Source organism: Shewanella sp. GutCb (assembly GCF_002836135.1).
Taxonomy (GTDB): domain Bacteria; phylum Pseudomonadota; class Gammaproteobacteria; order Enterobacterales; family Shewanellaceae; genus Shewanella.
In genome coordinates this window covers 1-17,582 of record NZ_PJBL01000020.1, presented here as the reverse complement: position 1 = coordinate 17,582, position 17,582 = coordinate 1, and the positions used below count along the sequence as shown (strand labels likewise).

The 17,582-nt window shown below is 44.6% G+C and carries 18 protein-coding genes; 13 read left to right on the top strand and 5 right to left on the bottom strand.

The genetic code is table 11. The features are described from left to right. The first annotated feature begins 58 nt into the window (after window positions 1–58). The 4 genes from CXF86_RS11905 to CXF86_RS11890 all read left to right on the top strand — a co-directional run bounded on the left by CXF86_RS11905 (window position 59) and on the right by CXF86_RS11890 (window position 6,088). Window positions 59–3,328: an nSTAND1 domain-containing NTPase gene (locus tag CXF86_RS11905; RefSeq protein ID WP_102039095.1), complete on the top strand. Its 3,270-nt coding sequence runs from the start codon at window positions 59–61 to the stop codon at window positions 3,326–3,328. A gap of 78 nt (window positions 3,329–3,406) precedes the next feature. Then, entirely contained in the window at window positions 3,407–3,781 is a 375-nt protein-coding gene (locus tag CXF86_RS11900) for a DP-EP family protein (protein ID WP_102039094.1), read from the top strand. A 479-nt stretch (window positions 3,782–4,260) separates the two neighbouring features. Then, the gene (locus CXF86_RS11895; protein ID WP_101093516.1) at window positions 4,261–5,409 is read left to right on the top strand and encodes a sensor domain-containing diguanylate cyclase; all 1,149 of its coding nucleotides are present in this window, start codon (window positions 4,261–4,263) and stop codon (window positions 5,407–5,409) included. A gap of 58 nt (window positions 5,410–5,467) precedes the next feature. After that, window positions 5,468–6,088 (top strand): hypothetical protein, encoded by a 621-nt coding sequence (locus tag CXF86_RS11890; RefSeq protein WP_102039093.1) that lies wholly within the window; start codon window positions 5,468–5,470, stop codon window positions 6,086–6,088. Window positions 6,089–6,129: 41 nt separating this feature from the next. Here CXF86_RS11890 and CXF86_RS11885 read toward each other — a convergent pair whose 3' ends face one another. Both CXF86_RS11885 and CXF86_RS11880 read right to left on the bottom strand, forming a co-directional pair. Then, complete coding sequence (locus CXF86_RS11885; RefSeq protein WP_101093514.1) at window positions 6,130–6,624, bottom strand: peptidylprolyl isomerase; 495 nt, start codon at window positions 6,622–6,624, stop codon at window positions 6,130–6,132. 107 nt (window positions 6,625–6,731) lie between these two features. Further along, window positions 6,732–7,787 carry a cysteine synthase A gene (locus CXF86_RS11880; RefSeq protein WP_102039092.1) on the bottom strand — a complete coding sequence of 352 codons (1,056 nt, stop codon included), beginning with the start codon at window positions 7,785–7,787 and terminating at the stop codon, window positions 6,732–6,734. A gap of 356 nt (window positions 7,788–8,143) precedes the next feature. Here CXF86_RS11880 and CXF86_RS11875 point away from each other — a divergent pair, with 356 nt between their 5' ends. The 7 genes from CXF86_RS11875 (at window position 8,144) to CXF86_RS11845 (ending at window position 13,494) form a co-directional block, all read left to right on the top strand. Continuing rightward, on the top strand, window positions 8,144–9,691 hold the full coding sequence (locus CXF86_RS11875) for a S41 family peptidase (RefSeq protein ID WP_102039091.1): 1,548 nt from the start codon (window positions 8,144–8,146) through the stop codon (window positions 9,689–9,691). After that, window positions 9,691–10,077, top strand: a complete 387-nt coding sequence (locus CXF86_RS11870) for a hypothetical protein (protein ID WP_232775166.1) — start codon at window positions 9,691–9,693, stop codon at window positions 10,075–10,077. The genes CXF86_RS11875 and CXF86_RS11870 overlap by 1 nt, the downstream gene beginning before the upstream one ends. Before the next feature lie 212 nt (window positions 10,078–10,289). Further along, window positions 10,290–10,922 carry a flavin reductase family protein gene (locus tag CXF86_RS11865; RefSeq protein ID WP_102039090.1) on the top strand — a complete coding sequence of 211 codons (633 nt, stop codon included), beginning with the start codon at window positions 10,290–10,292 and terminating at the stop codon, window positions 10,920–10,922. Between the two features lie 250 nt (window positions 10,923–11,172). After that, window positions 11,173–11,424, top strand: a complete 252-nt coding sequence (locus tag CXF86_RS11860) for a DUF2999 family protein (RefSeq protein WP_101093510.1) — start codon at window positions 11,173–11,175, stop codon at window positions 11,422–11,424. A gap of 302 nt (window positions 11,425–11,726) precedes the next feature. Continuing rightward, entirely contained in the window at window positions 11,727–12,053 is a 327-nt protein-coding gene (locus tag CXF86_RS11855) for an ArsR/SmtB family transcription factor (RefSeq protein WP_102039089.1), read from the top strand. 68 nt (window positions 12,054–12,121) lie between these two features. Further along, the gene (locus CXF86_RS11850) at window positions 12,122–12,370 is read left to right on the top strand and encodes a thioredoxin family protein (RefSeq protein WP_102039088.1); all 249 of its coding nucleotides are present in this window, start codon (window positions 12,122–12,124) and stop codon (window positions 12,368–12,370) included. Window positions 12,371–12,495: 125 nt separating this feature from the next. After that, entirely contained in the window at window positions 12,496–13,494 is a 999-nt protein-coding gene (locus CXF86_RS11845; protein WP_101093507.1) for a permease, read from the top strand. Between the two features lie 111 nt (window positions 13,495–13,605). Here CXF86_RS11845 and CXF86_RS11840 read toward each other — a convergent pair whose 3' ends face one another. Continuing rightward, the gene (locus CXF86_RS11840) at window positions 13,606–14,097 is read right to left on the bottom strand and encodes a MarR family winged helix-turn-helix transcriptional regulator (protein ID WP_102039087.1); all 492 of its coding nucleotides are present in this window, start codon (window positions 14,095–14,097) and stop codon (window positions 13,606–13,608) included. A 142-nt stretch (window positions 14,098–14,239) separates the two neighbouring features. Between CXF86_RS11840 and CXF86_RS11835 the strand changes: the two genes are divergently transcribed. Continuing rightward, window positions 14,240–15,121 (top strand): DMT family transporter, encoded by an 882-nt coding sequence (locus tag CXF86_RS11835; RefSeq protein ID WP_102039086.1) that lies wholly within the window; start codon window positions 14,240–14,242, stop codon window positions 15,119–15,121. Window positions 15,122–15,288: 167 nt separating this feature from the next. Here the strand turns inward: CXF86_RS11835 and CXF86_RS11830 are convergent, their stop codons facing one another. Beyond that, window positions 15,289–15,801: a NifB/NifX family molybdenum-iron cluster-binding protein gene (locus CXF86_RS11830; RefSeq protein ID WP_102039085.1), complete on the bottom strand. Its 513-nt coding sequence runs from the start codon at window positions 15,799–15,801 to the stop codon at window positions 15,289–15,291. 9 nt (window positions 15,802–15,810) lie between these two features. Continuing rightward, window positions 15,811–16,101, bottom strand: a complete 291-nt coding sequence (locus CXF86_RS11825; RefSeq protein WP_102039084.1) for a DUF134 domain-containing protein — start codon at window positions 16,099–16,101, stop codon at window positions 15,811–15,813. A 481-nt stretch (window positions 16,102–16,582) separates the two neighbouring features. Between CXF86_RS11825 and CXF86_RS11820 the strand changes: the two genes are divergently transcribed. Then, entirely contained in the window at window positions 16,583–17,257 is a 675-nt protein-coding gene (locus CXF86_RS11820; protein WP_101093502.1) for a YoaK family protein, read from the top strand. Window positions 17,258–17,582: the final 325 nt, after the last annotated feature.

Here is a 17,582-nt window from a genome sequence, read left to right as displayed (position 1 = left end):
CGGTTCTAAGTCGTTTAGGTATAGGTATCACCCTATCAGGACTCAATGGAATGAAACTATGAGTGATCACACTTTTTTCTTTGGTGAATGGCAAGTTGACCCCAATGCAAACAGCTTACGCGCGGGTAAGCAGGTCAAGCAGCTAGAGCCAAAAGCCATGGATGTGCTAAAACTACTTTGCCTACGCGCAGGTGAAGTATTGAGTAGCGATGACATCGTCAATCATTGTTGGCCCAACACCGATGTGGGTGACAATCCACTGCACAAAATCATTAATCAAATACGCCGCGCTCTCGGCGACAGCGCCACCTCCCCCATATTCATTGAAACCATTCGTAAACGGGGTTATCGCACCTTAGCCGAAGTACGCTTTCCCATTGGCCAAGAAGAGGTAGCCGCTCACCAAAGCTGGCAAAGTGGTTCTCCCTTTCCTGGTTTACAAGCCTATAGCGCCAACTATGCCGACGTATTCTTTGGTCGAGGTAAACAGATCAGCGTGTTGCTGGATAGAATAAGCCAGCAAATTAAGTACGGCAGAGCCTTCTGCCTAACCTTAGGCCCCAGCGGCAGTGGTAAGTCATCACTCATTAATGCAGGCATTATGCCTAACTTAATGACCACCGCCGGTTACAACAGCGTTAAAGTCGCTTCCTATAGTGGTCTTGATTTTGCTGATGTAAGCAGTTCGCAGCTGTTTATTGAGCTCGCCAGCGCCATGCTCGACTGGGAGTTAAACGATCTGCCCGTGTTTGACGGTTATAGTGCAGACACACTTGCAACCACATTGATTGATGAGCCCAATGCCGTCATAAAGCTATGCCAGCAAGCGCTAAAAACGCAAACAAATAACTATACCCATTTCGCGCTATTCATCGATCGACTTGAAATATTACTCTCATCACCGCTGTTTAAAGATGAAGAGCGGCATATCTTTGTCGAGCTTATTGAGCACTTAGCCACCTCAGGCACTGTGCTTATCTTAAGTGCTTGTCGTAATGAGTTTTACCCCTTGCTGGTGAACTACCCCACATTAATGGCGGGTAAAAGTCGCGGCGCCCATTTTGACTTAGCACCGCCCTCTCGCAGTGAACTGTTACAGATGATCCGTCTGCCCGCTATCGCAGCCAACTTAACGTGGGACATCGATCCCGATAGCGCCATGCCGCTAGACGAAATGCTTTGTAGCGAAGCTGCCAGCAACCCTGACGCACTGCCAATGCTGCAATATATGTTGCAAGCCTTATACCTAAGGCGCAGCAGCGACGATCAGTTGCAAGTCACTGTGTATCAAGAGCTCGGCGGCATCGAGGGCGCCATAGGTAAAAATGCCGAAGATGCCATTAATGGCTTAACTGAAAAGCAAAAAAACTGCCTGCCGCATGTGTTGTCCTTGCTGGTGACCCTAAGAGAAGATGAAGTGTCCATTACCAGCCGCACCGCGCGCTGGTCACAACTGCTCGCTAAATCAAAATCAGAATCCGAGTCCGAAAATGCCTTAGTGCAAGCCATGGTCGACAGTCGGCTGTTTGTCTCACACCTGCAAAATGGTGAGCCCTGCTTTAGCATTGCCCACGAAGCACTATTAAGGCGTTGGCCGCGCGCCACGAGCTGGATTGATGAGCACAATACTAGCTTGCAGATAAAAAGCCGCTTATATCATCTTGCCAAGCGCTGGCGCAAAGAGCACAAAAATAGCGCCTACCTGCTCGCCGACGGCAAACCTCTCAATGAGGCATTAGCCCTGCAAGATAATCCCTTGTTTACCATTGAACCCCAGGAGCGAGCGTTGATTGCCGCTTCCGCCAAACAACAACGCAGCAAACGCTGGCGTCGTCATTTCACCATTGCAGCGCTGTGCGTGCTGTCAGTCGTATCCATAGTGATGAGTTACAAGAGCACCGAAGCGGAAAAAATGGCGCAGCAAAAGCGTTTAGCGGCAGAAAACCTACTCGGCTTTATGGTGGGTGATTTCGCCGACAAGATGCGCGGCATTGGCCGCATGGACCTGCTCAATGGTATTAGTAATAAGGCGCTGGAGTACTTTACTGACGCCAAGCTCAATATCGATAACAACCTAGGCTTTGACGCTAACTTCCAACACGCACAAACCCTTGAGGCCATGGGCGAAGTCGCCTATTCGCGCAACAAGCTCGACGAGGCCAGCACCGCCTTTCATGCCGCTCGCAGCAAGTTAACTGCGTTATTAACTGCCCAGCCACAAAATTTAGAGTTGCTTAAAACCTTAGGCGCTAATGCTTTTTGGATAGGTCAGCTCGATTACGATAAAAGCGATTGGGATGCGGCAAGAGTGTGGTTTGAAAAGTACCTCGCCTACAGCCAGACCATGTTTGATATTGCGCCAGAGGATAATGATGCGCTGATGGAGTTGTCTTATGCGCAGAGTACTTTGGGGTCTGTGTCGATGGAGCAACAGGACTTTGTAAGTGCACGTAGGGGGTTTGAGGCCTCGCTGGAGTTAAATCTACAAGCGCTAGCTAAAGATACGACAAACTCTCAACTCATGGCTGATGTCGCAAATACTCGCTCATGGTTAGCCCGTGCAGTGCTGGCACAGGGTGATATTCATACTGCCATTAAAATATATCAACAAATTCAACAGCAATTAAACACTAGCAACATTAATGACCCTTATACCTTAGAAAGGTTAGCAGCAAATAATCACTTACTTGCAACTTTATTTCATTATCTTGGCCGTCATAAAGAAGCTTTCAATCAGGCTCAATTGAGCTACCAAGCTATAACAGAAGCTTTAAAACATGACCCTAAAAATGAACTCTGGCGTGTACAGCAATATAACACTTTTTTTATTATGCTCATATTTGTCGAAAACACAAAAAACTTCCCTAAAGAGTATCGACCGATACAAATTGCTGCAATGCTCAAAGCTGATCAGTCACTTCGAAAATCAACACAAGTTGACATTGTTTGGGCTAAGTATCATTTTGCTGCAGCGACTTTTTACCTTAAAGATAAGGACTATAAACAAAGCGCATTACACGCCGCAAAATCGACGCACTTTTTTGGGATTATTGTGGAAAGGCAACCAAAGAATAGACTTTACCTTAATAAGTTATCCGCCAGTGAACTGTTGCAAGTTAAGATAGCTAAAAATACGAACACCCCTTCCATGAATATGCAGAAATGCCATCAGGTAAAACAACGATTGAAAAATATCGTAAAAATTAACCAAAGCCCTAGATTTGCTATCGTCTACGCAAAGGCTTTAGCCTGCCTTGATGAATTAGACAGTCAATCAGAATTAGTTAGCAGACTAAAAGATAATGGTATTGAAATTGATAATTTTTGATGAGCACATCATTAGGTTCAATAAGTAGAAATTTGCTTTTGAATAACAAATCCCCCCACTAAATCAAAGGAAGATCAAATGTCTGATATATCCAACATCGTAGAGTTTAACCTGATAGTAACCTTGACAAACAACCTGCCAGAATTCAATTACACCGACATAAACAATAAACCAGTAACTGGTGATTGTGTCATTGAGCAAGAGCAAACCATCACATACAAGCTAATCGATAAAACCGATAAGGGATTGAAGTTTGTCGGCGCCACTTTTGAAAAACCATTCAGCAAAGTAATTGATGATGTCTGGGTTCAAGATAATGGCCAGCAGATAAACTTGCTCGATTTAGATAAGGTCATTGGCAAGGCGAGTTTTCGCTTCGTGTTATCAAACAGCCAAAATAGTCTAATGCTATTAAGCCCAGATCCAGTAATTATTAGTCGTGGACAAACTTAGTAGTAATTAACTAGACACCCATAGTTAACCCCAAAAGATGAGGCCGTTTCGCCTCATCTTTTTCGTATTAATTAACGAAAATAGATAAGTCACCCATTCTCAATCAATAACATACCAAGCGAATGGCTAGCCATATTTTTCTGTACTAAGAAATGTCTCCAGTAAGCTGTCGACCCTATAAACGAGTGACCCATAACAGATCCGTTCTACTCCTCTGCTGCACCTAGCACCTAGCACCTAGCACCTAGCCTAAATACTCAAGCTAATAGCCTACAAACTAATACTTTTATCTATAGCCACGAGCAAATCTAGCACTTTAAGTTGACACCTTAACATCAAGATTAAGAACAAAATCACATAGTAACAATGACTTAATTAGGAAGGTTGCCGAAAGGTAAAGTATTTCCCCTTTAGCTAAAGTATTAACTCAATTGACGTGGGCTAAGCGTTAAATTAATAATTTAAAAGGGATATTTGCTATGTTGGCGACTCCAACGGATACCGTTTCTAAGGCAGCTGTAAGCTCAGCGCTCTCGATGGCGACGACTATTGCGACGAGCAAAAACAGCGCGACTGTCGCGTCGCAGCCGACCGCGATTATCGCCAATACCGCTATCAGCGATGGCCCTACAGAGCACGCTGCCACCAGTGAAACATTACCTTTTAAGCCGATAGCCGTCGCCAGCCAGCTTCAAAGCACCCACCTGCAACCCCTTAAGATGATGGTTAATCTGCTTATGGAAGCCATAGTCGTCGTCGACGAACACGGCACCATTCAACTTATCAACGAGCATGCTCTCGACTTATTGATTGGCGAAGATCTCAGTAGTGAACAGCTCAATACTAATCAATCGATGACAACACCAACATTGATTGGCCAGCAGTGGCAAAACTATTTATTAGAGCCACAAAAAACCCTTTACCAAAAAATGATTATCGAATCACGTACCGGTAGCCGCCCACTAAACCACGCACCAGCAGAGACCACGCTGCGGTTACCAAACGATGTCAGCAAAGATGTCGAGGTGTCGATAACACATTTTGCATTAAGCACGCCCCTGTTTGCCATTGTGATTAGAGATCTGACTAAGTATCGCGCCGAATATAAACAGCTACACCAATGGGCATCCACCGACTGCTTAACCAAGCTAGCCAATCGTCGTGTGTTTGATTCTGAAATACAAAGCCACTGGAAAACCTGTGTCGATAAAGGTCGCCCGGTGAGTGTTTTGATTATCGATATTGACCACTTTAAGTCTTTTAACGATAAATACGGCCATATATTAGGTGACTACTGTTTACAGAAAATAGCCAGAGCAATTGAAGCCTCATTACCGAATTTAGATTGCACCGCTGCCCGCTATGGTGGCGAAGAGTTTGCCATTATTCTGCCCAATAGCAATGCTAGGCAGGTAGCGCAAACCGCACGACTGATTCAAAAGAACATTAACGACTTAAGCTACATGGATATCGGTCTTGATGCATCTGTTTCGGTCAGTGTGAGCCAAGGACACGCTAGCGAAATTAATGGACAATTTAGAACCAGCACTGCATTGCTATGCGCCGCAGACACCGCGCTTTATCGCGCCAAAGCCGATGGACGTAACCGAATTAATGCTTGTGTGTAATGCTAACTAACGAGGCGAACAGCTAAGCCGAAACGCCCTATATTGATCAGGAGTTAAGATGCGATATGACCCTAACAAGTATCAGATACTGCAGCTGCCGAGCCCATTACTACTGTTTTGGGCCATCAATCCCGTATTGGCAATTAACGAATTAGTATTAGGTCAACGGCTTCCCAAGGTCACGCTCATTGAAAAACACAGTAAGCAGCCATTATTAGCCAGACAAGTTGTTCCCTGCCCACATTGCCATGCGATGAATCCAGGCATGTTATGGAGTAATGGCAATGCATTCGGCCATTGGTTTGGCTATGTTTGCCCAGAATGCAGTGGCGTTATCCCCTGTTTATGGAATTTCACCAGCTTATTGCTACTGACACTGAGTGCACCACTATGGTGGTTGATGAAGCAACCGCTTAAGAGACGCTCGCTCGCAAGAAGCTATCAAAAAGTAACCGCAATGAAAGCCAACCCTCCTACACCTAATAAAAATCACTGTTCCATAAAAATCGGACAAGCTTTTGCGGTTACGATATTTCTGCTGATGCTGTTGATACCGACCAACGAGCCAAGTTGGAGCTTGCAGCAAGCGGGTATAAGTCTGCTGCTAAGCAGCTTTTTAGGGGTTATGTTTGCACAGCTGATGGCGTTAATCATGTCGCGATCAAAAAAGCGCTATTGATATTAGCGCTTTAATGAGTAAGTGGTTTTAGGCGGGAGTGATTAATCCTTAATAGTGACCTTTTCGATAATGATTTGCTCTTTAGGCACGTCGTCATGACCTGCTTGAGAAACCGTTTTAGCTCGACCTATTTTAGTGACCACATCCATTCCCGCCGTTACCTTACCAAACACAGCATAACCCCAGCCTGCATTAGTCGTCGCGGTATAATCAAGAAATGCATTGTCGCCTAAATTAATAAAAAACTGACCAGTAGCAGAGTGCGGTGCATCAGTACGTGCCATCGCAAGCGTACCTCTGAGGTTTTTAAGGCCTCGATTGGCTTCATTGACAATAGCAGCACGGGTTGGCTTTTCTTCCATTTCAGCAGTAAAACCACCGCCTTGTGCCATAAAACCTTTAATCACCCGATGAAAAATGGTGCCTTGGTAAAAACCATCTTCACAATATTTGAGGAAGTTTTTAGCGCTAACGGGGGCTTTGTCGAAATCGAGCTCTATCTCAATATCGCCAAAGTTAGTGGTAAAAATAATCATATCAACTCGCAAGCCGCAAAAAAGAGCGCATAGTATACCTTGTGTTGCTAGCCTCTATCTCGATTTTGCACTTCTTTAAAGCAAAAGTGCACATCGCTCTCAGCGAGTTAACGCGCGACATTAACCACCGCCTCACTAGCTTGGTTTTTATATCGCTGAAACATCTCTTCAAGCGACTCAATCGGTTGATTAAAGCCTTTGCTATTAAGAAACTCTGCGTTATACAGCTTGGACGAAGAACGCTCTGCTAAGTCACAGTAAAAAGTCACAATCGTATTGCCCTTGCCCATTTTCGCCGCGGCGTAGAGTGCCCCTGCAACATTCAGCGCAGCACTGCTGCCGAGCACAATGCCATCCTCACGCTGAACATGACGTGCGATGGCAATAAGGTCGAGATCGGGCAAGGTGATCGCTTTATCGACTTTAGCCTGCTTAAAGTTCTCAACAAGGCGCATGATCCCTATCCCTTCGGTAAACGAACTGCCGCTTGATACATACTCACCTGATTTTAGGTAGGCATATATGCCGGAACCGTCGGGATCAACCAACCATGTTTGCAACGCTGGATTTTGTTCTGATAAATAACGAGAGTTACCCGCAATTGTGCCGCCAGTGCCCGCCACCGACACTAGCGCATCGATATTGCCATTGGTTTGCTGCCAGATCTCCGGCCCAGTGTGCTGATAATGCGCTTTGCTGTTGCTGGTATTCTCAAATTGATCGGCCCACCAATAATCATCATTAGCCTCCGCCAAACGCTTTGCCGTATGGTAAAAATGATCGGGGTTGGCAAATGGGCAAGCATCAACCAACATCAGTTTGGCACCGTGTAGAGTGATCATCTGCTCTTTTTCTGACGCTTGGCCTCGCGGCATCACCGCCAACATGTTGAACCCCAGTGCTTTAGCCACCAACGCTAAACCAATACCCGTGTTACCCGCTGTACCTTCAACAATCGTCATGCCCGGCTTTAGCTTGCCATTTTCAATGGCATCGGTAACCAACTGCAGTGCAGCACGATCTTTAATCGAACCACCTGGATTTTGTTGCTCACATTTAATTAAAATTTCACAGCCACTCAGCGTAGATAAGCTGTCGATCCGCAGCAGATCGGTATGACCTATAAGCTGGGTGATATTGCTCGATAATGAGGGATATTCCATAGATTGCCTTATCTGTTAGCAGTAATAATAAAGACTAGGCCCAACTGCTATTAAGCAGGTTGCGACAACAAGCATCGCGGTATAGCTGTTATGGCCAATGATGATAGTGGGCAAACAATTAATAATACGTCTTTATCTAAGGTAGCACAGGATGAAAGTACAATTTGCTTGTAATCATAGCCCCACACTAAGGGGGGCTGATCAGGCATTGGCAAGATCAACCATCAAACCCCAACATTAAGGCTTACATTATTGCGAATTTACATTACAAATTGTTTCATTTGTAATAAAGTTGCAACCTCTACTAATTGCATTCCTGTTTGTTAAAACATATTAGCAAAACCAAAGGATTATTTATGATGTTGGGTTCAACAAAATTACTGCTGCTAGTTATCGTCACTACACTTGGCTTATCCGCTTGTGGTGGGGGAGACTCTAGCGAAACTTGGGTGCAAGGTCAGTTTGCTAGTGACTCTAGTTTAGTTAACCAATGCAGAGCCAATCAAACCGGTAGCGCAGAGACTGAAAAGCTTTGGTTACGTTCGTGGAGCAACGATACTTACCTTTGGTATAGCGAGATTATCGATCGTGATCCCGCTCCTTATTCAGTTGCAGAGTATTTTAAGCTTTTGATAACAGAGGAGCAGTCAGATTCGGGTAATGACAAAGATAACTTCCACTTTTCAATGTCTACCGCTGAATGGGAGGATCTGAATCAATCTGGTGCTTCAGTAGGCTACGGTCTCAATTTTAAACTCACTAACGCTTCCCAAAGCGGTGCCCGTAAAGTGACGGTGACTTATAATGAGCCTGACTCTCCCGCCAGTGCTGCTAATGTCTCTCGCGGTACCGTTATTGTAGAAATTGATGGCGTGAGTGTCAGAGATGCCGCCGATAGCGCCAGTATCGACATCATCAATGCTGGCCTATTTCCAAGCCAAAATGGTAAGCAAACTGTCTTTACCGTGCGCGATCTTGACGCTGCAACCGATCGAACGGTAATGTTAACCGCACAAACAATAGTCTCGACCCCGGTGAAAAATACTAAAACTATTCAAACCACTAGCGGTAAAGTGGGTTATCTGCAGTTTAATGCGCATATTGCCACCGCTGAACGCGGGCTATTTGATGCTGTGACCACATTGAGCCAAGCAGGTATTAACGATCTGGTCATCGACCTTAGGTATAACGGCGGGGGATTACTCGCGATGGCGAGCCAACTCGGCTACATGATTGCCGGTAAAGATGCCACCACCAACCGCACCTTTGAAGAAACCAGCTTCAATGACAAATATCCAAATACCAACCCAGTGAACAATCAGGCCTTATCGCCCATGCCCTTTATAGACGAAACACTGGGGTTTAATACTGCATTACTCACTGGCGGTTCCACACTTCCAACACTCGATCTTAAACGAGTGTATGTGCTTACGACCTCAAGTACTTGCTCTGCTAGTGAAGCGTTAATGAACGGTTTACGCGGTGTCGATATCGAAGTCATTCAATTAGGCGGCACAACCTGTGGTAAACCCTACGGTTTTTATCCAACACCTAACTGTGGCACCACCTACTTTACGATTCAGTTTAAAGGCGTGAATGACAAGGGGTTTGGTGAATACTCTGACGGCTTTGTGCCTTCGACTAGCCCAACACTCGCCAGTGAGGTTCAAGGTTGTATGCTTGATGATGATTTAGGGCATGCACTGGGTGATACGGATGAACGCCTATTAAGTGCTGCGCTTTATTATCGAGATAACGAGCGCTGCCCAGCAGTTGCCGCTGGCGTTGCTCGCTCTCAAGCCGTCAATGAATTTATCGATGAAGGCTTTATGCTAAAAGATGAGCGTAACCAGTCGTTCTTGCAAAACAACCGTATCATTATCGATATGAAAGGAGCTTTATAATGCTACGGCGAGTGTTTGGCACCGTGCTTACAATGGGCGTGATCGGCCTAGGTGGCTGCGGTGCTTTTGCTGAAAATGACACTAAAGCGGTACCTGCCGTATTAGTATCATCGACTGCCAATAACACTCGCCTGCTCGAGCAAGCCATTGCCAGTTTACTCAAGGCTAACAAGATACAAATAGGCCAAACAGCATTTACTCAAAGCAGTTTGCTGGCCATTGAACGTGCGCCCCATAAAGACCCTAGTGGCCAATTAATTATGGGCAGAAACGATGAGATGCCACAAATGGTGCAGCTGATGATCCAAGCTGACGTTTGCTCCATTAAACTGCCAGACAGTGATGAAACAAGGGCTTTGCCCGAGCTAAAATGCCAAGCTGAATAGGTTATCCAATAACGAAAAAAACGTCTTTTTAGACGTTTTTTTTGCGTGCAAAAAAGAGTCGCTACAAATTACGTGATTGATTCAACCTTAAATTTTCAGTCAATATTCGCATCCTTATGAGTATCAGTAATGGGCCAGTACTGGCTGGTTGACAATACCGCGAGAAGTTGAGACGTTGAACCATCACTGACAGCCATCACGGAAAGATAACGATGAACGATGATAACCGCTACTTTTACGAACCCAGTAAAGGCCATGGACTGCCCCACGATCCGTTAAGTGCAATTATAGGTCCGCGGCCCATTGGTTGGATCTCATCGAGGAACGCTCAAGGGCAGCGCAATCTTGCTCCCTACAGCTTTTTTAACTGCTTTAACTATCGCCCACCCATTATTGGTTTTGCCAGCATCGGTTGGAAAGACAGTGTCGCCAATATAGCTGAGACCAAAGAGTTTATCTGGAATTTAGCCACCAGAGAGCTTGCCGAGAAAATGAATCAAAGCTCAGTCGTTTTACCTAACTCCGAAGATGAATTCAATTTTTCTGGGCTCACTGCAACACCAGGAACGATTGTAGCTGCCGATCGCGTAGTTGAAAGCCCAGTCAATTTTGAATGTAAGCTCTCGCAGCTCATTCAACTACAAGGCGCTAATGGTGATAAAATTGATAGCTGGTTAGTCTTAGGGGAAGTGGTTGCCGTGCATATTGCCAAACACCTACTTAGCGCCCAGGGTGAATACCTAACCTCAGATGCCGAGCCAATATTACGCGCTGGTGGCCCCACTGCTTACTACAGCATCACCGAAGCAAACCGCTTCGATTTACAACGCCCTAAAGCGCCTTAATCTAACTGAATACCGTGTCTGCAAAAATGTGCCTAGGCTTAAAAGGGAATAACACTTTTTTCACCAATGCACCTTGAGTGGAAAAGTCTGAGGCACTCTGAATTGGTCAAATACTTAAGGTAATTGGTATTACTCCTCTTCGATACGGTTCAACATCAGATAATTTTATTTTACCAAAGCGTCGAATTAGCTGTCATGAGTGATAGAATCCCCCCTCTATTTTACTTAATTTGCATATGAAGGCAGTTCAATGAATCCGATTCTTGCTATCTTAAAAGAACACAATATCAGTGACGCACAAATCAGTGAGCTGTTCCAAACACTGACTGAAAATCCAATGATGGCGATGGCGACCGTTGGCCAGTTAGGTATTCCAGCAGAAAAGCTGCAACAGATGATGGGCTTAGTAATGCAAGCGCCAGGCCTAATTAAAGAAGCTGTCACCGAACTTGGATTAGATTTTTCAAAAGTTGAAGCAGCAAAAGCTCAGTTACAACAGTAACAAAAAAGATTTTTGTGGGAAGAGAGTTAATCAACTCTCCTTCCCCACACCTCCAAACAAGTCACCGCCCTCGATATTTATCTTCAAAAGCTCACTGTTAATCTCCGTCACAATCCATTGTTCCCTAACAGCCATTAACAACCTATTAGACTTATCCTCTTGTTTGCAAACTTACTAGAACTGTTCCCTCGGTCACGATAATCAATAAAATTTTTACGCTATACTTGCACCATAACACTTGGTCACTTTGCCAAATGATAAAGTATTGAACGCCTATCGGGTTACCCACGAAGGACATTGGTATGACAGAACAGGAACAACTGCGACTAACTGCTCGTGCAGCAGTGCTCAAAGCGCTGGCGCATCCAACACGTCTATGGCTGTTAGAACAATTACAGCAACAAGAGCATTGCGTTTGCGATCTCACAGATGGTGTTAACGCCGATATTTCAACGGTATCTAAACATTTATCGGTATTAAAACAGGCGGGAATTATCAGTAGCCGCCGCGATGGAAAAAAGATCTTCTATCGCCTTGAAACCCCTTGCCTATTAAAAATGTTTGGCTGTGTTGAGGCGGTATTGGAAAAGAATGCCAAAGCCCAAGCCGCATTGCTTAAGCCCTCTTAAACAGTACACACTTTGCTAAGTGTTAATCGCAATAATCTACGTACATTAATTAAAAATGGGACAACAATATGAAAATTGAAATATTAGGAAGTGGTTGTAAAAAGTGCACCAACTTAGCCGCCGATGTAGAGCAAGTTGCCAAGGGATTAGCGCTAGACTTTGAACTTGAAAAGGTCACCGATATGACAACCATTCTAGATTATGGTGTCATGTCGACACCCGCTATTGTCATTAATGGCGTGGTAATGAGCGCGGGGAACGTGCCTTCCCATGCTGAAATTGAGCTGTTATTACATCAAGCTAACAACACTCAATAAGCGTCTGTCACTATTTATCTATAGCTCGTCATCGGTAAATAGTCATCAGTGGGCTAGCAAGAGAGCGCTAGTGACAGCTAACGACGATTGCTAACTTTCTCTAACCCCTTTAGCGAGGTAAACCAATGTTGATTTGGTTTTCAGTACTTGCCGATTGGCTGGTTTATGATTTATTAGGCTTATCCAGCCAAAACCAACTTGGCCAAGCGGTACATTTTTTTGTTGAAGACACCACCAAGATATTTGCCCTGCTGATTGTGATGATCTATGCCATTGGCTGGTTACGAGCGTCACTTAATGTTGAACGAGTACGTGACTATTTATCAGGTAAACCCAAACTGGTCGGTTATGGTTTAGGATCTGGATTTGGCGCAATTACCCCCTTTTGCTCCTGTTCAAGTATTCCGGTGTTTTTAGGCTTCACCTCCGCGGGCATCCCCATCGGTATTACCATGGCCTTTTTGCTCACCTCCCCTTTGATTAATGAAGTTGCGATTCTATTACTGTTCAGCTTATTAGGGTTAAAAGTCACGCTGTTATACGTCTTAACGGGCATAACCATAGGGATATTGGGTGGCGCGCTACTCGACTTATTAAAAGCCGAGCGATGGTTACAACCCTTAGCCGCTAAAGCCTATGCTAGAGGCCAACTATCGACCGCAACAGCAATACCACCAGGCCAATCATCGACCCAAGCTGCTAGCACGATGGGCTGGCAACAGCGACATCAGTTTGCTAAGTCTGAAACGGTTGAGATATTTGGACGAGTATGGAAATGGGTCATTATCGGTGTAGGCATAGGCGCGGCGCTGCATGGGTTTGTCCCAGCAGGCTGGTTAGAAGCCAATTTAGGTGATGGCCAATGGTGGTCTGTTCCGCTTGCAGTATTAATGGGGATCCCACTGTATGCCAATGCGACTGGCGTAATACCCGTATTAGAAAGCTTGTTGCTACAAGGCGTGCCATTAGGAACGACACTGGCATTTTGCATGAGTACTGTTGCTGTTAGCTTCCCAGAATTTGTGATGTTAAAGCAAGTAATGCAATGGCGTTTATTGGCACTTTTATTTGTACTGCTACTGGTGTCATTTACCATTCTAGGTTGGGTGTTAAATCTGGTTTAACGGCTAGCTAGCAAGGTTATGGTTTACTTAACGTCGCCTTAGGCCCCAAAGATGATTTATCACATCATCTACAACCATTATCCCCTCTTTTAAAAGAGAGGGGGTTTTCTACTACTGACCGCCTTCAAAAGCGGCTAACCACGTTTTGAGCAGTTGATTTAATTCCGGCTTTTCTGCATCTGATAACTGCTGAACTAACTGATGCTGAATACGCACATGCTCTTCAATCGCTTCATCAATAATAGCAAAGCCTTTTTCGGTCAAACCAACAGAAACACTACGGCGATCTTCAGTGCTGTGCACCCGTTCAATAAAACCCTTAGATTCAAGCTTATCTAAACGATTTGTCATCGCGCCAGAGGTCAACATCATCGACGACAACAAGGCTGACGGGGTCAAGTTAAAAGGTTCGCCAGAGCGACGCAGTGTCGCGAGCACATCAAACTCCCCCAATGTTAGCCCATATTGTTTATGACAAGCTGCGATTTCTGCTTCAATATGCTTTTGCAAACGCATTATGCGTCCAAAAATTTCCATCGGTAGCGTTTGCAAGTGTGGCTTTTCTTCGCCCCATTGTGCGACGACTTTATCGATATCATCCATTTCACACCATACTCTGTTTGTTAAACGGCTAAATTAAACTTAACGCAAAGATACTTTATAAGAAGATACTTTACAAAAATAAATTAGAGGTTCACAATCAGCTTATATCTTTACGTGAAGATACTTAACTCTAAGGTAGTATATGAATATTTTTCTAGCCATGATCCCCGCCTTTTTTTGGGGGACGACTTATGCCATGACGCAGTTTACGCTGCCTGACTGGCCCCCTTTATTGCTCGGTGCCATTCGTGCTTTGCCAGCAGGACTGATCTTACTAGCCCTTAAGCCTAGCCTGCCCAAGAAAGCGGATTGGTCTGTACTGATTAAGTTAGGCGCCATCAACATTGCCGCATTCTTTAGTTTGATTTTTATTATGGCGCTCACGTTACCCTCGGCGATTTCGGGCGTAGGCATGATTTCGGTGCCTGTTTTTGCGATGCTTTTTCATTGGGTGATAAGTAAAAAACGCCCTAATTCACTGCAGGCTGTATTTGGCGCGGTGTTAATCATCTTGGCTTGGAAGCTATTTGACCCCAGTGCTATCACGTTAAATCCGCTCGGATTACTGGCTATGTTTGCCGCTATTAGCTGCATTGTAGTTGGCAGCACCATTATTAAAGCACTCGGGACACGCATTCATTGGTGGACGGTATTAACTTGGCAGTTGATTATTGGTGGGCTGTTACTGTTAGTTGCAGCGTTCATTCATGCACTGTTTTCACCTGAGCAATATGTCAGTGTCATTCAGCAGTTTAGTATGACTAACGGCTTTGGATTGGGCTGGATAATTCTGCTTAATACCGTGCTGGGTTACATCATGTATGTATGGTTATTACAGCGTATGACGGTAGTCGACTTTACCTTTGGCGGCATCGCCAACCCGGTAGCAGGCATTGTGAGTGGCATGGTTTTGTTAGGAGAGTCATTTACTCCACATCAGTATTTATTGATGGCCAGCATGATCCTAGCGTCTATCGCCCCCACCTTAATCCAAATGCTCCGCCAACGTATTAGGGGCAGTTGAAAACCTTGCTTATTAAATTAAGTGACAATAACAACAAACATCAACGGTAGCGTTAAAGCTACCGTTGATGCCACCATTAATAACGACCTTGTCATTAAACTCGTACCTTGCGTTCAAAACCCTCCACTTGCTACAAAGAGAGCTAGCGCTATTACTTGAAGGTGAAGCTAGTTTATCGGTCTAAATCCAGCGTAACTCACTTTTACACCCTGGGTTGCACTCTCTATTCCGCTATCTGGAGCCACCTTACTCAATAAAGGCTGTGGCTCAGCACCACCACTGCAGCCGCACCCACCGCCTGTACTGCCACAGCAACCGTCTTTTTTTAGATGATTAAGCGAGGCTCTGCCCTCTGATGCATTAAGCAGTCGAAGACTCACATCGCTACAGCTTGTTAATAGCTGCTCAATGCCTAAGGTGTTATCACCTTGACTCACGCTTATTCCAGCATCGAGTAATTTACCCAGCATGCGTTCGCCAATATTTTGCACCATTACAATATCGGCTTTTTGCTCTTTGATTAGATTCAGCATTGCTTTTTTTGCACTACAACCACCAGCCAATGCCGGGTTGTCAAAACTCGTCACCAGATGATGATATTCATTAAAAAAGCCAATACGTTGTGCTTTAGTAAAGTGGCCTGCGAGTCGACCTCGACTCATTGGCATTGCAATAATCATAAAACTTCCTTATTGGGTGTTGGCCGATTGAGGGAGCACCAGCGCATGACCTTGAGTGATAGCCCTTGCCACCTTTTGCCGCGCACTAGCGAGTAAATAACCAAATGTTTGCCGTGAGATCCCCATCGATGCCGCGGCGTCAATTTGGCTCATCTTCTTCACATCGCCCAAACTCAACGCCTCAAACTCATCGGCGTCGAGTTGAATTTTTTCGAGTTCGACGGACGGAACACCATTAGGTTTAAACAGGCTATAGGGTGCGCAACAGGATAAGTGTCGACATTTTTTGGGTCTGGACATAAATCAGCCTAATCAACGGATATAGATGAAACAGCCATTCTTCATCGCTGCCTTAGTTATTGGCCTACGCCAATAACTGTATGGTATTGCAATCACCCAACAACAAACTGTGGCTTAGTTCACACTGGTCAATATTCGCACTCGCTTAACCTTATCGGAGAATATGCATTTATTAACGCGCAATTGCCCGCTATAAAACAGGTAATAAACGATTCAGATATTGGACTAGGGTTAGGTGAATATTCACAGCCTTAGTTCTAGCGATAAGTTAGTAACGAATGACTGCGGTTTTGCGATCGACTAAACAGTTGAGCCCTTTGATAGACGGTAAAATACTCACAGCGAAAACAAGCCGCTTTGATGGTTAAATCAACCTTCACACATTGCGACATAACACTATTAGTCTCTACGCTATACAAACTGGCCATTACGCTCTCAGCAAATAAATCATCGACTTACCGCGCTCAAATCTGGAGTTCATGTGATATCAAAATTACCCAAATGGGTTGAATATGGCGCCTTTATTCTTGCGCTGACAGCAGGCTGTATCAATGCGATTGGATTGATGGGGTTTGAGCATCAATCGGTATCTCACCTATCTGGCACCGCCACTTTAGTTGGCACCCAGTTACTGAACTCATCACCTAAAATGTTGTTTCATCTTATTGGGCTCCTTGTCAGTTTTATGCTGGGCGCCACATTATCGGGTGCACTGCTATCTGGGAGCTCAGTTAAACTTGGCCGCCATTACGATACCTTGCTTATTATCGAAGCCTCACTGCTTCTTTTTGCTATTTATTTTCTGCAAGGGGGGACCTATTTTGGCCACTATCTGGCATCTGCGGCCTGTGGATTGCAAAATGCGTTGGCGACAACCTATAGTGGCGCGATTGTCAGAACAACACATGTCACGGGGATATTTACAGATCTTGGGATCATGTTAGGAGGTTGGTTCAAAGGGGAAATTTTTGATAAACGCAAAGCGGTACTGTTTTTACTTATCATCACAGGCTTTATCTGTGGTGGCACAATAGGCGCGGTGCTATTTCACCATTTTCAATTCTACGCGCTCAGTATTCCCGCTGGGATCTGCATCATTTTAGCCATCAGCTATCGTCTATATAAAGTAAAAACGGCTATCATCACTATAAAGTAACAGTACAAACTCAGCCCATTATCTCTCTAATTTTGATAAAAAATAACGCTTTATCAATGGTAAAGAACACCTATAAATCACTTATATTGGCGCTTTTAGCACCTAAAATTATCTCCTGAAGCATTGCAGTAAAGATTCATCAGCAAACAAGTATGCTAGGCGAAACTCATTAGCTTTAGAATCGAGAACCTCAACGACACTATGCCAATTTATAACAGAAAAAACGGATCTAGAATCAGAAAAACAAGTAAAAAAGATACTTTAACCTCAATTATTTTAAGATTATATTTATTAAGAATAACCAACAACATCAATTATCCCCTCC

Coding starts and splice junctions, on each gene's coding strand:
- CXF86_RS11905 (WP_102039095.1), top strand. CDS start 59: ATGAGTGATCACACTTTTTTCTTTGGTGAATGGCAAGTTGACCCCAAT.
- CXF86_RS11900 (WP_102039094.1), top strand. CDS start 3,407: ATGTCTGATATATCCAACATCGTAGAGTTTAACCTGATAGTAACCTTG.
- CXF86_RS11895 (WP_101093516.1), top strand. CDS start 4,261: ATGTTGGCGACTCCAACGGATACCGTTTCTAAGGCAGCTGTAAGCTCA.
- CXF86_RS11890 (WP_102039093.1), top strand. CDS start 5,468: ATGCGATATGACCCTAACAAGTATCAGATACTGCAGCTGCCGAGCCCA.
- CXF86_RS11885 (WP_101093514.1), bottom strand. CDS start 6,624: ATGATTATTTTTACCACTAACTTTGGCGATATTGAGATAGAGCTCGAT.
- CXF86_RS11880 (WP_102039092.1), bottom strand. CDS start 7,787: ATGGAATATCCCTCATTATCGAGCAATATCACCCAGCTTATAGGTCAT.
- CXF86_RS11875 (WP_102039091.1), top strand. CDS start 8,144: ATGATGTTGGGTTCAACAAAATTACTGCTGCTAGTTATCGTCACTACA.
- CXF86_RS11870 (WP_232775166.1), top strand. CDS start 9,691: ATGCTACGGCGAGTGTTTGGCACCGTGCTTACAATGGGCGTGATCGGC.
- CXF86_RS11865 (WP_102039090.1), top strand. CDS start 10,290: ATGAACGATGATAACCGCTACTTTTACGAACCCAGTAAAGGCCATGGA.
- CXF86_RS11860 (WP_101093510.1), top strand. CDS start 11,173: ATGAATCCGATTCTTGCTATCTTAAAAGAACACAATATCAGTGACGCA.
- CXF86_RS11855 (WP_102039089.1), top strand. CDS start 11,727: ATGACAGAACAGGAACAACTGCGACTAACTGCTCGTGCAGCAGTGCTC.
- CXF86_RS11850 (WP_102039088.1), top strand. CDS start 12,122: ATGAAAATTGAAATATTAGGAAGTGGTTGTAAAAAGTGCACCAACTTA.
- CXF86_RS11845 (WP_101093507.1), top strand. CDS start 12,496: ATGTTGATTTGGTTTTCAGTACTTGCCGATTGGCTGGTTTATGATTTA.
- CXF86_RS11840 (WP_102039087.1), bottom strand. CDS start 14,097: ATGGATGATATCGATAAAGTCGTCGCACAATGGGGCGAAGAAAAGCCA.
- CXF86_RS11835 (WP_102039086.1), top strand. CDS start 14,240: ATGAATATTTTTCTAGCCATGATCCCCGCCTTTTTTTGGGGGACGACT.
- CXF86_RS11830 (WP_102039085.1), bottom strand. CDS start 15,801: ATGATTATTGCAATGCCAATGAGTCGAGGTCGACTCGCAGGCCACTTT.
- CXF86_RS11825 (WP_102039084.1), bottom strand. CDS start 16,101: ATGTCCAGACCCAAAAAATGTCGACACTTATCCTGTTGCGCACCCTAT.